The organism is Azospirillum sp. 11R-A (genome assembly GCF_049472615.1).
Taxonomy (GTDB): Bacteria; Pseudomonadota; Alphaproteobacteria; order Azospirillales; family Azospirillaceae; genus Azospirillum; species Azospirillum palustre.
Window position 1 is genome coordinate 39056 of the sequence record NZ_JBCEBL010000012.1, and the last position, 14083, is coordinate 53138.

14 protein-coding genes are annotated in these 14083 nt (G+C 68.1%); 5 read left to right on the forward strand and 9 right to left on the reverse strand.

The window, feature by feature from the left end; genetic code table 11:
• Positions 1-406: 406 nt before the first annotated feature.
• The 4 genes from VH569_RS17400 to VH569_RS17415 form a co-directional block, all read right to left on the reverse strand.
• The gene (locus VH569_RS17400) at positions 407-1333 is read right to left on the reverse strand and encodes a ParB/RepB/Spo0J family partition protein (RefSeq protein ID WP_423316499.1); all 927 of its coding nucleotides are present in this window, start codon (positions 1331-1333) and stop codon (positions 407-409) included.
• Entirely contained in the window at positions 1326-2345 is a 1020-nt protein-coding gene (locus VH569_RS17405; protein WP_423316501.1) for an AAA family ATPase, read from the reverse strand. Before VH569_RS17405 ends, VH569_RS17400 begins: the two co-directional genes overlap by 8 nt.
• 159 nt (positions 2346-2504) lie before the next feature.
• Entirely contained in the window at positions 2505-3125 is a 621-nt protein-coding gene (locus VH569_RS17410; RefSeq protein ID WP_423316503.1) for a hypothetical protein, read from the reverse strand.
• A gap of 11 nt (positions 3126-3136) precedes the next feature.
• The gene (locus VH569_RS17415) at positions 3137-3946 is read right to left on the reverse strand and encodes a helix-turn-helix domain-containing protein (RefSeq protein WP_423316504.1); all 810 of its coding nucleotides are present in this window, start codon (positions 3944-3946) and stop codon (positions 3137-3139) included.
• A 795-nt stretch (positions 3947-4741) separates the two neighbouring features.
• On the opposite strand from VH569_RS17415, the gene VH569_RS17420 reads away from it, so the two are divergent.
• The gene (locus tag VH569_RS17420) at positions 4742-5971 is read left to right on the forward strand and encodes a plasmid replication protein (protein WP_423316505.1); all 1230 of its coding nucleotides are present in this window, start codon (positions 4742-4744) and stop codon (positions 5969-5971) included.
• A 23-nt stretch (positions 5972-5994) separates the two neighbouring features.
• On the opposite strand, the gene VH569_RS17425 is transcribed toward VH569_RS17420, so the two are convergent.
• The 5 genes from VH569_RS17425 to VH569_RS17445 all read right to left on the reverse strand — a co-directional run bounded on the left by VH569_RS17425 (position 5995) and on the right by VH569_RS17445 (position 10526).
• Positions 5995-6504 (reverse strand): c-type cytochrome, encoded by a 510-nt coding sequence (locus VH569_RS17425; protein WP_423316507.1) that lies wholly within the window; start codon positions 6502-6504, stop codon positions 5995-5997.
• 19 nt (positions 6505-6523) lie between these two features.
• The gene (locus VH569_RS17430) at positions 6524-7495 is read right to left on the reverse strand and encodes an alpha-ketoacid dehydrogenase subunit beta (protein WP_423316508.1); all 972 of its coding nucleotides are present in this window, start codon (positions 7493-7495) and stop codon (positions 6524-6526) included.
• Between the two features lie 17 nt (positions 7496-7512).
• Entirely contained in the window at positions 7513-8463 is a 951-nt protein-coding gene (locus VH569_RS17435; protein ID WP_423316510.1) for a thiamine pyrophosphate-dependent dehydrogenase E1 component subunit alpha, read from the reverse strand.
• A 150-nt stretch (positions 8464-8613) separates the two neighbouring features.
• Positions 8614-9975 (reverse strand): GAF domain-containing protein, encoded by a 1362-nt coding sequence (locus tag VH569_RS17440; RefSeq protein WP_423316512.1) that lies wholly within the window; start codon positions 9973-9975, stop codon positions 8614-8616.
• Positions 9972-10526 carry a hypothetical protein gene (locus VH569_RS17445; protein WP_423316514.1) on the reverse strand — a complete coding sequence of 185 codons (555 nt, stop codon included), beginning with the start codon at positions 10524-10526 and terminating at the stop codon, positions 9972-9974. The genes VH569_RS17440 and VH569_RS17445 overlap by 4 nt, the downstream gene beginning before the upstream one ends.
• A 409-nt stretch (positions 10527-10935) precedes the next feature.
• Between VH569_RS17445 and VH569_RS17450 the strand changes: the two genes are divergently transcribed.
• Genes VH569_RS17450 through VH569_RS17465 form a run of 4 tightly spaced genes read left to right on the forward strand, consistent with a single transcriptional unit; the run spans position 10936 to position 14081 of the window.
• Positions 10936-11214 carry an STAS domain-containing protein gene (locus tag VH569_RS17450; protein WP_423316516.1) on the forward strand — a complete coding sequence of 93 codons (279 nt, stop codon included), beginning with the start codon at positions 10936-10938 and terminating at the stop codon, positions 11212-11214.
• A gap of 4 nt (positions 11215-11218) precedes the next feature.
• The gene (locus VH569_RS17455; protein WP_109046704.1) at positions 11219-11587 is read left to right on the forward strand and encodes a response regulator; all 369 of its coding nucleotides are present in this window, start codon (positions 11219-11221) and stop codon (positions 11585-11587) included.
• On the forward strand, positions 11584-13575 hold the full coding sequence (locus VH569_RS17460; protein WP_423316518.1) for a chemotaxis protein CheA: 1992 nt from the start codon (positions 11584-11586) through the stop codon (positions 13573-13575). Before VH569_RS17455 ends, VH569_RS17460 begins: the two co-directional genes overlap by 4 nt.
• A 53-nt stretch (positions 13576-13628) precedes the next feature.
• Positions 13629-14081, forward strand: coding sequence for a chemotaxis protein CheW (locus tag VH569_RS17465; protein WP_377811355.1), 453 nt, complete (start codon positions 13629-13631; stop codon positions 14079-14081).
• Positions 14082-14083 lie beyond the last annotated feature (2 nt).

Below are 14083 nucleotides of genomic sequence, written 5' to 3' on the forward strand. Positions count from 1 at the left end.
CAGGAGACACTAGGTTACAATAACGCACTTAGAGTCGCCTAGGTATATGAAAGTAAACCGCTCTGGCAGCGCTTGGACCGTCACCACGAGTATCGTGCTCGTGGTGATCGGATCTCCCTTTCACAACACCGTTTCGTCGGGCGGCCATGCCCTCCTGTCGCCGGCTCTCTTAAGCCGACAGGTCTGCGGGCTCGGTGGCCGGCAAAGCATGCAGTTCGGTCCCTGGCAGACGGCGGCGAACCGCTTCTGCCCCTGGCGCAAGGCGGGGGTACGGGGTGGTCAATGGGAACCGTTCCCATCGAACAGGCCGGCAGGAACAGACGTTCGACCGGGTCGGCGGTCATCGGCACGTCCAAAGCCGGGAAGGCCGTGCAATGGGAACCGTTCCCATTGCACAACCCTTTCCTTACGCCTTGCGCTGCTCAAGCAGCGTGTCGATCAGCGACCGCATCTGCATCAGCCGCTGCCAATCCTCGTCGGTCAGCGGGCGCGGCTTCTCGACCATCGCGCTGATGGTTTCCTGAGCCCGGTTGAGCACGCGGAACACCCGCTGCGGCAGGGCGCTCAGCGCCATCTCCGGCGAGCTGTCGGCGGGGTTTTGGGGGGAGCGCTCGCCCTCATCGCCGGCGCTCTTCCGCTGTGGCGGCTCGCCGTCCGGATCGGGATTTCCCAGCCCGTCACCGCTCTTCCATTGGGTCCACATGGCAAGGGCGGACGCTTCCGATGCCGCCCGGCTCAGGGTCAGGAGAAAGCGGAGCGTCGGCTCATGCTCGGCATATTCCTTGCGGATCACCCCGGGCAGGGATTGCAGGCGGAGCAGCTTGGAGATCATGCTGCGGTCCTTGCCGACGATGCCGGCAAGCGCTTCGTCCGTATAGCCGTGACGCTCCTTCAGCCCCTGCAGCGCATCGGACTGCTCGAACGGAGACAGGTCGACGCGCTGCACATTTTCGACCAGCGCCACCTCGAGCGGATCGCCGGCGGTCAGGACCGCGGTGATGGTCGGCCAGCCCAGCGCCCGGGCGGCCCGCCAGCGCCGCTCGCCCCACACCAGGAGATACTCGCCGTTGGCCTGCTGCTGCACACCGATCGGCTGCTTCAGGCCATGCCGGTCGAGCGAGGCGGCCAGAGACGCCAGCTCCTCCTCCCGGAAGATCTTGCGAGGCTGGTCGGGATTGGTCACCACCAGCCCGATGTCGCAGGCGAAAGGCCGCTCGAAGGGCACCGCCTTGCCGGTCAGCGCATTGCTGTCGAGCCGCACCGGGCTGGCGCTGTTCTGATCGCTGCTCTTGGTGATAAGCCCCATGTTGGAGCGCGGAATGCCCTTAGCCATGCGTCATCACTCCATGACCGGCCGGGACGATGCGGCGGTCGCGTTCCGCGATCAGGGTCTGCACCACCAGATCGAAGGTTCCGATCCCCGGCGCCTTGGCGTTGAAGGCGACCAGCGCATCGCCGCCGGCCGAGGATTGCGGGTAGAGCGTGGTGTTGGGAATCGGCGGGAAGATGTGAACCTCCTGCCCGTAGGTGTCGTGCATGTCCTTCAGGGTGGCCTGGTCCTGGGTCGTGCGGCCGGAATAGAAGGTCGGGACGATGCCGAGCAGCGACAGGGTGGGATTGCCGCGTTCCCGCACGAAGTCGATCTGCCTGCGCAGCGTGCCCATGCCCATGAAGGCAAGCGGCTGGGTCTGGCACGGAATCAGGACCGTGTCGCTGGCCACCAGGGCGTTCGTCACCAGATGCCCCAGCGTGGGCGGACAGTCGATGAGGACGAAATCGACGCTGCGGCGCAGTTCGGCGAGACGGCTGCGCAGCGTGTTGTGCGAGAACTGCTGGGCGGCAAGCTCCGTCTCGCTCTCAGCCAGCTTGAGGGAGGAGGGCAGCACCCGGAGGCGCGGGTTGCGCGTCTCGACCAGACATTCCTCCGCCTTCGCCGCTCCCTTGAGGACATAGTAGAGCGTCTTCCCGGCGTCCTCGCAGGCGACGACGTCGACGCTGAGATGGATGCCGGCGTTGGCCTGTGGGTCGGAATCCACCAGCACGACGGAATAGCCGCGGTCGGCCAGCATGCGGCCGACATTGACGCAGCCGGTGGTCTTGCCGACGCCGCCCTTCTGGTTAGCCAGCGACACCACAAGCGCCGGGCCGGGTTTCTCGACCGGAAGCACCGGGTGCTTGCGGACGAAGCCGACGACGGCCTGCGGAATGCGCTCGCCGCCATTCTCCCAGCGCGAAATCCGCTGGCGGTCGTAGGAGCGGTCCAGGCCCTCGTTCAGAAAGGCCGCGAAGTCTTCCCTCGATTGCCCGCGAGCCTCGCGGTACGCCTTCAACTGTTCGCCGAGCATGCCCCCTCCCCAATCCGTCGAATCCAGCGGGGTCACCGATAGTGCGAGACACTCACACCTGTCAACGCCGTTCGGATGGGCTGCCATGCCCGCGTTAGCGTCTCGCCGCCACCCTGTCTTTTCGGCAACACCGGTGAACGCCGCGATCAAGGCCTGGGATCAGGGAAAACGGCGGATGCAGGGAGCCTCGGCCAGCCGGGTGAAACCCGGAACCGACGATCTGGGCAGGGCGGCACCCGACAGTTTGCGGAGACACTCGACCAGCTGGCGCTCCTTCGCACAGGCCTCCTCGCACAGCGTCCGCATCTCGGCGATGCTCGGCCGCCATTTCCGTGTCCGGCGCCAGCTGCGCGCCGCCTGATCGATTGCCCAGCCCGGAAACTCCCCCAGATCCTCGACCCAGTCCATGGCAACCAGCTGCTCCACCTCGGGCGTCAGCCCCTTGGCGGGGTAATGCGACAGCAGTGCCAGGATACGGCCGAGCAGCCGCTCGGGCTCCGCCGGAGCCATGACCGACCCTTCGAGGTCGGCCAGCGCCCATTGCGCCATGGCGGCCTGCCGGGCGGTGACGGTGGCGGGCGGCGACCAGATCTCGGAAAGGCCGTCGAAGCCATTGTCACCGAAGCGCGGGCGGTGTTCGAGCCGGCCGGCGGCCAGGACCTCGCGCAGCGGTTCCGGCAAGGCGGCAACGAGCAGCCGGCGGCGGTCTGCCGGCGGCATCGCGGGGTCGAAGGGCAGCGGCAAACGCTCCGGCACCGGTATGACGGCGGCGGCTGACATGGCGGTTCTCCTCACAGCCAGGAATGGGGTTCGGGCTTTGCATCCCTCAGCCGTGCCGCGACGATCATCCAGGCATTGACACGCTGTTCGGCAGCGCTTTCGCGTGGCCGGGCGGTTGGCGAAAGGGAGGTGCCGGCCGCCGCACTCCTGACCGCGGGTGCCTTGTCGGCGGCGGTATCCTGGATCAGCCAGGCGCGCCATGCCGCGGAGATGTCGCGGTAACGGTAGCCATGCGCCTGGCAGCGCAGGACGAAGCCCTCGACATGCCGACCGAGATCGACTGTGCCGAAACGGCTGCGGGCCCAGGCGAGGTCGTCGGCGCTCGGCATCCAATCCGCAGGCACGTCGGACATCTGCCCGCGCCCGCCCGCGGCGAGCGAGTCTGGAATCTGTTCGGAATGGAGATGTTTTTGACTCGCTGGTGGACAGGGGGCGTTCACCACCGAGTCATCCCTGTCCTCCGCATGAACATCCCCGGCGGTGGCAGGGCGCGGCGCCTCCTTCGCGGCCCTGTCCCCGTCCTGCTCGACGCGCAGCCGGTACAGGCAGGACAGCCGGGAGCCGTCGCGGCCGCGGCGGTGCTCGATGCGGACCAGACCGATGTCGTCCAGCCGTTGCAGGATTCGGTTGATTGTCGGGCGCGACCGCTTGAGTTTGGCGGCGAGCGTCGACTGTGACGGCCAGCAGACGCCGTGCTCGTCGGCAAAGGTGGCGAGCGCCGCCAGGATGGCGAACCCGTCGGCGTCGAGATCGGGGTGGTCGAGCCACCAGGCGGGGATCCTGCCCCAGCGGCTGGTGCTGTCGGTTGGCGAGCTGCGCATCGGGTGCTCCTGCGAGGTCTGGCAATCGGCATGGGCCGACGGATCTGCGGGCAGGATTCTCCGAGGGACGGGCATCGGCCAAATTGCACCCGGCGCCCACCGTTAGGTGTCGGGTGCAGATGCGTAGGTGCCGGATGCAGCCCGGTAGGGTGCAGGTGCCGATGGATAGGCACCGGGTGCAGAAACACTGCGAATCGGAGTGGCTCATCTGCACCCGGCTCCTATCGGTGGGCGGCGCGGGATTCTGCACCCTTCTGCCGCGGCAGGACGGGCCGGAGGATGATCCGCTTTCTGCACCCGGTGCCTACCGTCACGCCAGGGGGGAAGGTTAACCGGCGATCCCGGAAGCGCCGGAGGCTCTGCTGCACCCGGCACCTATCGACCGCTTGCGGTTTTCGCCTGCCTGCGCGGCGGGGGAAGGGGCCTGCCGGCGTGAGTGCCGGTGCGGATGGGTAGGCATTGGGTGCAGTTCGCTGCGGGGGCTGGAGATCCTGGCGCCTCAGGGGGCGCTGCAAGGGGCCGTCACCGGAAGCCGGCCGGGCAATTCCAGGCCGATTCGGACGGGTTGCCGGTAGGTGCCGGGTGCAGAAAGGAGTGTCTGGCTGCCTGTCCCGGCGTTTCCTGCACCCAGGACCTACCGGTCTGCACCCGGCACCTATCGCTTCTGCACCCGCAACCTGCCTATCTGCACCCGGCACCTACCGGCTTGGAGAAGGGCATGCCAAATCCGTCGTTGCGCATCGGACGTCCGACCCCATAGCGTGTGTCGTTGGAGACGTGGCTGGAGACCCCAAGATGTCGAGCAACACACCGGGCGGAAAGGGCGACTTGAAGCAGATGGCGTTGCCGCTCCAGTTCGCGCTGTTCGAGATCGACGAGCCCGACGACGCCAAACGCACGACCCATTTCGTCGGTCTGTACGATGTTGCGCCCAAATGGGTCTTCTTCGCCTCCGATGTCGCACGGTCCAACGGCCGCAAGCGCTCCGCCGGCGCCGTCGATGCCGCGGAGCCCGATCCGGCCAAGCCGCGCTTCCTGCGTCAGGTGAAGCGCGAGTTCGTCTTCAACGACAAGAGCTATTCGCTCAAGATCCTGCCGGCCCGCATCGAGCGCCGGGTGAAGGAGGGCGCCACCGAGGTCGTCGAGGAAATCGACATGTTCCCCGGCGAGAAGGAGCAGGTCGTCGAGGAGGTCATCCGCCGGCTTGCGGCCGAGAAGGCCCGGCTGTCGACCGGGGACAAGGACTCCATCGTCTTCAAATTCACCCTCTACGAGGTCATGCAGGAGCTTCGGCGGGTCAAGCACACGCTGAGCCTGCCGGAACTCAAGGAAGCGCTTCTCGTCCTGCGCCGCTCGACCATCGTCATCGCGGAGAAGGGCGGGAAGAACGCCCTGCTCGATTCCAGCGTCTTCCCGCAATTGTGGATGCGCAACCAGGACGTCAACGCCGGCGGCTCGCCGGACGAGAACGGCCGGGCCGACGTCGAAACCGCCGTGCAGTTCAACTGGATGGTGGAAAACACCATCCGCAGCGTCGAACAGCAGCGCATCTCCTATGAATGGCTGATGCGCATCGCCAATCCGTTCTCGCGCTGGCTGTTCAAGCGCGTCGCCTTCACGCTGCTGCAACGCCATCACCAGGACCGGTCCAGCATCGAGATCACCGCGCGGGAGATCATGCGCGACAGCGGCATGACGGAATGGGCGCGCTGGTCGAACATGCTCCGCTGGATTTCCGACATTGTCGATGTGCTGCAGAAGGTCGGCGCTCTGGCGGAGGTCGAACGCGAGGTCATCAAGGTCGGCAAGCGGCACGACGACATCATTTTCCGCCTGCGTCCGTCCGACCTGTTCCTGCATCAGATCGCCGAGGCGCATCGGGTGTCCGCCTGGAACCGGCGGGAAATCGCCCGTGCGGCCGACGCCGAACAGGCGCCGGGCAGCTTCGTGCGGGTCGATTCCAGGGAACTGGCCGACACCCGGCGCCGCCGGAAGGCCGAGCTGGTGTCGATCGCCGAGGACTGAGCGAACCCGCCGGGAGGCCGGATTCACTCGCTCTGCGGCGCCACCACCCGCATCACAAACCCGGTCGGCTTCGCCGTCGGGCCGAAGGGGCCGGGGACCTTGTTGGCGACCGCCGGCAGGCTCTTCAGGTAAGCGGCGATGGCGTAGGCATCGGCGTCCGTCAGGACGGAGAAGGCCATCCACGGCATCACCGGCGCCAGCATGCGCCCGTCCGGCCGCTTGCCGGTCCGCAGCGTGGTGACGATCTGATCCTCGCTCCAGTCGCCGAGCCCGGTCACCTTGTCTGGCGTCAGGTTCGGGCCGTGGAACACGCCCATGCCCGGGATCTCGAAGCCGACCTCCGACCCGCTCAGCGCATGGGCGAAATCCGGCTTGCCGAGGAAGTTGCCCGGTGTGTGGCAGTCGTTGCAGCCGCCGAGGGCGACGAGGTATTTGCCGCGCTCCACCCGCTCATCGGCGCGGGCCTGATCGGCGTGGAAGGCGAAAGCGGCGGCGGACAGCAGGAGGGCGGTATACAGGGTCTTGCGGAACATAGTCGGCAACTCCGGATGATCAGGCGGCGAGTGCGCCATGGACGAGGGACTGAACCGCCGCGACCACCGCGTCGGCCTGGGGAACGAAGGCCTGCTCCAGCGGGAAGCTGGCCGGGGCCGGGGCGTCGGGGCCGGTCAGCCGCAGCACCGGCGCCCGCAGGCTGGCGAAGGCCTTCTCGGCGACCAGCGCCGCGACCTCCGCCCCGACGCCGCACAGGCGGCTCGCTTCGTGGACGATCACCAGCCGGCCGGTCTTGGCGACCGACCGCAGGATGGCGTCCTCGTCCAGCGGCTTCAGGCTGCGCAGGTCGAGGACATCGGCGGAAATGCCGGACTCGGCCAGCCGGTCGGCGGCAGCCAGGCAGGTGCCGACGGTCTTGGCGTAGGAGACCAGCGTCACGTCGTCACCCTCCCGCCGCAGCGCGGCCTGCCCCAGCGGGATCGCGTCGATGTCCTCGGGCACCTCGCCGGCGCTGTAGCCAAGCGCGATGTCGGCGAAGACCAGCACCGGGTTGTCGTCGCGGATCGCCGCCTTCAGCAGCCCCTTGAAGTCGGCGGGGGTCGAGGGCATCACCACTTTCAGGCCGGGGCTGTGGACGAACCAGGATTCGATGTTGTGGTTGTGCTGGGCGCCGACGCCCCAGCCGGCGCCGGTCATCGCCAGCACCACCATCGGGAATTTGAACTGCCCGCCGGAGACGTAGCGCAGCTTGCCGGCGCTGTTGACGATCTCGTCCATCGCGTAGCACAGGAAGGGGGCGAACAGCAGGTCGATCACCGGGCGCAGGCCGGTGGCGGCGGCCCCGGCGGCGGTGCCGGCGATGATGCCCTCGGCCAGCGGGGTGTTGCGGACGCGGGCCGGGCCGAATTCGCCCAGCAGGTCGCGGCGCTTGGTGGCGACGCCCTCGCCGAAGATCAGCACGGAGGGGTCGCGGCGCATCTCCTCGGCCAGCGCGGCGGAGATCGCATCGTTCACGGTCATCTGGGTCATGATGTCGGCCTCCTCGGTCAGGCGTAGACGTCGCGGGTCAGTTCTTCGGGCGCCGGGTACGGGCTGGCCTCGGCGAAGGCGGCAGCCGCCTCCATCCGTGTCCTGACCGATTCCTCCATCCGGACGGCGGCAGCGGCGTCCAGCAGGCCGTCGCGCTCCAGCCGGCGGCGCAGCAGGGCGACGGGGTCGCGCTCGCGCCAGTGGGCCAGCTCGCCGGGGTCGACGTAGGACTGGTCGTCCGGTTCGAAATGGCCGCGCAGCCGGTAGGTCATCGCCTCCAGCAGGAAGGGCTTGCCGGTGCGGCGGATGGTGGCGACCGCGGCGGCGGCGGCCTCGAACACCGCCAGCGGGTCGTTGCCGTCGACCACCGCGCTGTCGATGCCGTAGGCGGCGGCATGGCCGGCGACGCCGTCGGCCGTCATCGTCTCCTTGCGGTGGACGAAGGCCTGCCACTGGTTGTTCTCGCAGACATAGAGGATCGGCAGGCTCCACACCGCGGCGAGGTTCAGCGATTCGTGGAAGCGGCCCTCGCAGGCCGCCCCGTCGCCGAAGAAGCAGACGACGATGCCGGGGCCGCCCTGCATCGAGCGCGACAGCCCCACGCCGGTCGCCAGCGCCAGCTCGCCGCCGACGATGGTGGAGGTCAGGACGACGCCCAGCTCCTTGGCGGAGATGTGCAGCGACCCGCTCTTGCCGCCGCAATAGCCGCCGCTCTTGCCCTGCACCTCGGCCAGCATCCGGCCGGGGTCGGCGCCGCGGGCCAGCAGATGGCCGGCGCTGCGGTGGTTGGTGAGGATCAGGTCGTCGGGGGTCAGCGCCGCGACGACGCCGACGGCCGACGCCTCCTGCCCGATGGCGGTGCAGGTTCCGGCGGCGCGGCCGCGGCCATGCAGGTCGACCAGGGTTTCTTCGTAGGCCCGGATCAGCATCATGCGCTCCAGGGCCTCCACGGGAGGGAGGGCGGTCATGTCGGTCGGCTCCGTGACGTTGTGTGCGGAACGGACCCTACGCAGGCAATCGCCGTTGGCTTGCTAACTGTTGCCTAACGGAATGCTAAAATATTCGTAACTGTTTCTGGCCCGATAACTGTCGGGACGGAAAGTAAAGATGGACGGCGTTCACGCCGTCTCCTGGAGGAGAAGCGGCTTCGACACCACTAGGCGGAAGCGTCCGCGACCGGTCTTTTCGATGCGCAGCACGCCGCAGCGCTCCTCCAGCCGGCGTTGCAGCAGGATCAGCCGCGCTTCCAGATTCTCGGCGAAGTCGGGCAGCGGAATGTCGGGGGCCAGCCGCAACTCTCGGTTGGTGAAGTCGGTGCGGCCGAGCGTGGTGTGGTCGCGCACCAGCTTCCACAGGATGGCGCCGGCCACGCCCTTGATCAGATAATCGTGGTCGACGAACACGCTGTCGTCGGCGGCGTAGTGGCGGACCACCACCGGGGCGCCTCCGGCCTCCGGGCAGGTCGCGGAAACGGGCGCCACCTCCTCCGCCGGGGGCAGGGCCTGCATCAGCGCGCCGAGCTGGGCCGCCAGCGTCGCCAGCGCATCCTCGTCGTCGTAGGTGAAGCGCATCTCCTGCCGGCTCTCGACGAACAGCACGCCGGCCAGCCGCCGCCCGGCCAGGATCGGCACCGCCAGCTGGCTGTGCGGCCGTTCCAGCCCGGGAAAGGGAATCTCGCGGGCTGGGCCGCCGGTCAGCCCGGCGTCCTCCGCCCCGTCGCGGGCAGTCAGGCTGTAGGCGACGTCGCTGGTCATGTGGGTGATGCGGATCGGCACCCGTTCCCGCGCGGCCACGCCGATCACCCCCTCGCCGGGCGCCACCTCCGACCCGACGCCGGAGGAATCGTAGCCGAGCGCCGCGACGGTGAAGAGCCGGCCGGTCGCCTCGTCCGGCATCAGGATCAGCGCATGGTCGACCCCGAACAGCCGCCGCAGCACGCACAGGCTGTGGTCGAGCAACTCCGTCAGATCGGCGCAGCCGCGCAAGGCCTCGCAGGCCCGCCGGGTCGCCGACAGGAGGCTGCGTTGGGCGACCGGGGCGGGGAGGGGCGCGCCGCCGGGCACCGCCTCGATTGCCGTCACCCGGTAGAGGTCGGCGCCGAGCAGCCGGAACACGTCCTGCATTCCGACGTGGGAGGCGATGCCGGCCAGCTTGGCCTTCATGCTCTCGAACAGCGGCCCGGTGGTCTCGGTGCGCAGGTAGCACAGCTCCATCCGGTACTGCGCCGCGGTCGGCGGGTCGATCACCTGCAGGACGGCGATGGGGTTGGCCAGGATGTTCGCGCGCGTCTTGTTGAAGAACTGGTAGGACAGCGCGACGTGGTCGGGATCGACGTAATGGACCTGCGACAGCAGCGAGACGTTGGGCGTTCCGTCCGGCGCGCAGGTGGCGATGGTCGCCGGCACCGCCCCCTCCAGGCAGGCGCGGATCGCATCGAGCGTCAGGGAGGCGCTGTTGGCGGCACTGATGGTGGTACTCATGGCGGCACCGCGCTACCGGCCTTCGGGCCTGGTGTCTGGTCGTAGAGCCGCGACGGGCAGAAGCGGACCACTGCCAGTGTGGCCGGGTCATGGGCCATCAGGGCGCGGGTGAAGGCGTCGCCGTAGCCGATCAGCGCCAGTTCGGCGGCGAAGGCGTCGACGTGGCGTGCGGCCAGCGCCGCCGCCTCGGCATCCGCTGCGGTGACGGTGGCATCATCGCCGATCAGCTGGATGGAGAGATGCGTGCTCGGCTCGGTCGCCGCCAGGGCGAAGCGTCCGGTCTCGGCAACCGCAGCGAGCAGGGCGGCGTTCGCCGTCCGGTCGAGGCAGACGCCGATCCAGGCCGCGTCGGCCGGCACCTGCACCGCCAGCGCCCGGCCGACCCGCGGTCGGTTCGCCCGATCGCTCGACGATACGACCAAGCTGACGCCACGCTCCAGGAAGGTCAGGATCGCCTCGCTCAGACCTGCCCGTGCCGGCCTTCCGCCCTCCGGCCCCGTTCTTTCCGGCCACCCGCCCCGCTGCCCGCCCCGCTGCCCGCCGTTCGCCACGAAAGCCTCTCCGGTCGTCCAGCCCCAGACTACCAAGAGGCGGGGGGGGCCGCAAACACGCACACGATTGCCGGCCGTGACCGGAAGGGGAGGGGAAGGCGCCGCCGGCCGCGCCGGCAGGACGCTGCCGAAGAAAGGCATGCGCATGGCGCAAAGTGACCGGCGGCCCGGTGCGACCGGCCCGGTGCCAGCGAAGAATCTAATGTAGACGCTATATCATCTTTCGCGGCCATTAAGTTGCGATGAAACCGGGGGTGGGGATATCCCGAATTTCAATTACGCAGACCAACAAGATATAAAATTTCAACATGTGCCTTGCGGCGACATGGCGACTGCGATGACGCGGCGAATGCGGTGAAAACGAATGGCTGATCTCAGTGGAAGCGTTGTTGTGGAGTGCGTTGGCCCGATGACGCTCATCGAAGTCGAGGACGTTCGCGACAGGCTTCTGGATTCGCTGAGTTCGGCTGGCCGGGTCGATGTCGATTGCAGTGAGGTTGGAGAGACATCGATCTGCTTCATACAACTTCTGCTGGCGGCGCGCACGAGCGCAGCCGGGCGGGGCGTCGGCCTGCATCTCAAGCAGCCGATCTCCGCATCGATGCGCGATGCGCTCGAACGGGGCGGCTTCGTCGGTCTGTCCGGACCGACGCGCAAGGCGGATGAATTCTGGATTGGAGTGCCCTGATATCATGGCGAAGACCATACTAGCCGTCGACGATTCCGCCAGCATGCGCCAGATGGTCAAGTTGACCCTGTCCTCCGCCGGTTATCAGGTGGTGGAGGCCGCGGATGGGCGTGACGCTCTGGTCAAGGCGAAGTCCGGCAGCTTCAATCTGGTGCTGACCGACCTGAACATGCCGAATATGGATGGCCTGACGCTGATCCGCGAATTGCGGACGCTGCCGGCCTATCGCGGCATCCCGATGGTCTTCCTGACCACCGAATCCGACGCCGGCAAGAAGGCCGAAGCCAAGGCGGCCGGCGCCACCGCCTGGATCGTCAAGCCGTTCCAGCAGGACCAGCTGCTGAGCGTCGTCCGAAAGATCGTCGGCACATGACCGGCGGCGACCCGGGCCAGGTCTTCCGCGAAGAGGCGGCGGAGCTTCTGGCCGATCTGGAATCCGCACTGCTCCATCTGGAACAGAGCCCCACCGACCGCGAGCCGCTCGACACCGCGTTCCGTGCCCTGCACACGATCAAGGGCTCCGGCTCGATGTTCGGGTTCGAGGCTGCGGCGAGCTTCACCCATCATCTGGAAAGCGCCTTCGACCGGATGCGCAAGGGCGAACTGGCCGCCACGACGGCGATGATCGGCATCGCCCTTGCCGCCAAGGACCATATCCGCATCCTGATCGAGGATCCCGCCAGTGCCGACCCTGCCGTAGCCGACGGCATCCTGGCCCGGCTGGCGGACCTGAGCGGCAGTGCCGCGATGTCCGCTCCCCGTGACCGGGAGCGCGACGACGAGGACAGCCGGGCGACCTGGCGTGTCCGTTTTCGGCTCGCTCCCGACGCGCTGGAGCGCGGAACCAACCCGCTGCTGCTGCTCGATGAACTGCGCGGGCTGGGCGAGGCCGAGATCGTCGCCCTGACCGACGACGTTCCGCCGCTGGGCGAGCTGGAGCCGACCCGCTGCCACATCGGCTGGGAGCTGATCCTCACCACCGCACATCCGCGTTCGACCATCGAAGACGTGTTCATCTTCGTGATCGACGAGACCGAACTGACCATCGAACCGGTGTCGGCGCTGCCGGAGCCGGGGGCGGAGCAGGAACCGGTGCCCGTGCCGGCGATGGCGGCCGGGCCTGTCCCGCCGAAGGAGCCGGCCCTGCCGAAGGCGGACGGAGCGCCCGAGAAGGGCAGGGCGCAGCCGGCGGCCAACTCGATCCGCGTGCCGGCGGAGCGGCTCGACGATCTGATGGATCAGGTCGGCGAGCTGGTGATCGCCCATGCCCGCCTGAAGCAGCTGATCTCCGACAGCGTCGATCTCCAGATCAAGTCGGTGACCGAGGAGATCGAACGGCTGTCCAACGGGCTGCGCGACATCACCATGGGCATCCGCATGGTGCCGGTGGAATCGCTGTTCGGCCGCTTCCGCCGGCTGGTCCGCGACCTTTCGCAGGAGCTGGGCAAGGACGTGGCGCTGACGATGTCCGGCGAGGAGACCGAGCTGGACAAGACGATGATCGAGCGGCTGAACGACCCGCTCGTCCACATCATCCGCAACAGCCTGGATCACGGGCTGGAGCCGGCGGCGGAGCGCGTGGCGGCGGGCAAGGCGCCGCAGGGCCGCATCCATCTGTCGGCCCGCCATGCCGGAACCCGCGTGCTGATGACCATCCGCGACGACGGGCGCGGGCTGGACCGCGACCGCATCCGCGCCAAGGCCGAGGAACACGAACTGATCCTGCCCGGCGCCAAGCTGTCGGACGCCGAGCTGTTCCAGCTGATCTTCCATCCCGGCTTCTCGACGGCGCGGACCTTGACCAGCGTGTCGGGCCGCGGCATCGGCATGGACGTGGTCAAGCGCACGATCGATGGGCTGCGCGGCACCATCGAGGTGTCCAGCCTGCCGGGCGGCGGCACCGAGATCACGCTCGGCCTGCCGCTGACGCTGGCGATCATCGACGGGCTGCTGGTCCGGGTCGGGCAGGGGCGCTACGTGATCCCGCTGTTCGCGGTGGAGGAATGCGTCGAACTGCCGGCCGATGTCGAACGCCGCCATGCCAACCGCAACTTCCTGAACATCCGCGGTGCGCTGGTGCCGTTCCTGCGTCTGCGCGACAGCTTCGCCGTGCGTCATCCGCCCGATCCCTATCAGAAGATCGTCATCATCTCCTCCGGCGACAAGCGCGTCGGTCTGGTGGTCGATCAGGTCCTGGGCGACCACCAGACCGTCATCAAGTCGATGTCCAAGCTGCATGCCGATGTCGCCAACTTCTCCGGCGCCACCATCCTCGGCGACGGCTCGGTCGCGCTGATCCTCGACATCGCGCAGATCGTGGCCGCCGGCCAGACGCAGGAGCTGCGGCGCGAAGCCTGCTGAGCAGCCTTCACAAGCGCACCGATTCCACCGACAGACGTCACAGGGAGGCCGGCATGGCCGTCACCGGGACAGAGACCTTCGAAGCGCTGACCCTGGGGCTGGGCGGCGAGATCTTCGCCATCGACGCCAATTCGGTCCACGAGATCCTGGACATCGTTCCCCAGACCGAGGTTCCGGGCGCGCCGCCGCTGGTCGGCCACCTGATCAACGTGCGGGGCAAGGTGGTGCCGCTCGCCGACCTGCGCATCCGCTTCGGCATGGAGCGCACGCCGCCGACCATCGACACCCGCATCGTCGTCGTCGAAATCCTGCTGGACGACGAGCCGACGGTGGTCGGGCTGCTGGCCGACAAGGTCCATGAGGTGACCGGCATCGCCGGCGCCTCCATCGAGGATACGCCCGACATCGGCATGCGCTGGAACCCCGAACTGATCAAGGGGATCGGCAAGCGCGGCGACGACTTCATCGTCATTCCGGACATCGTCCGCATCTTCACGACCCACTGAAA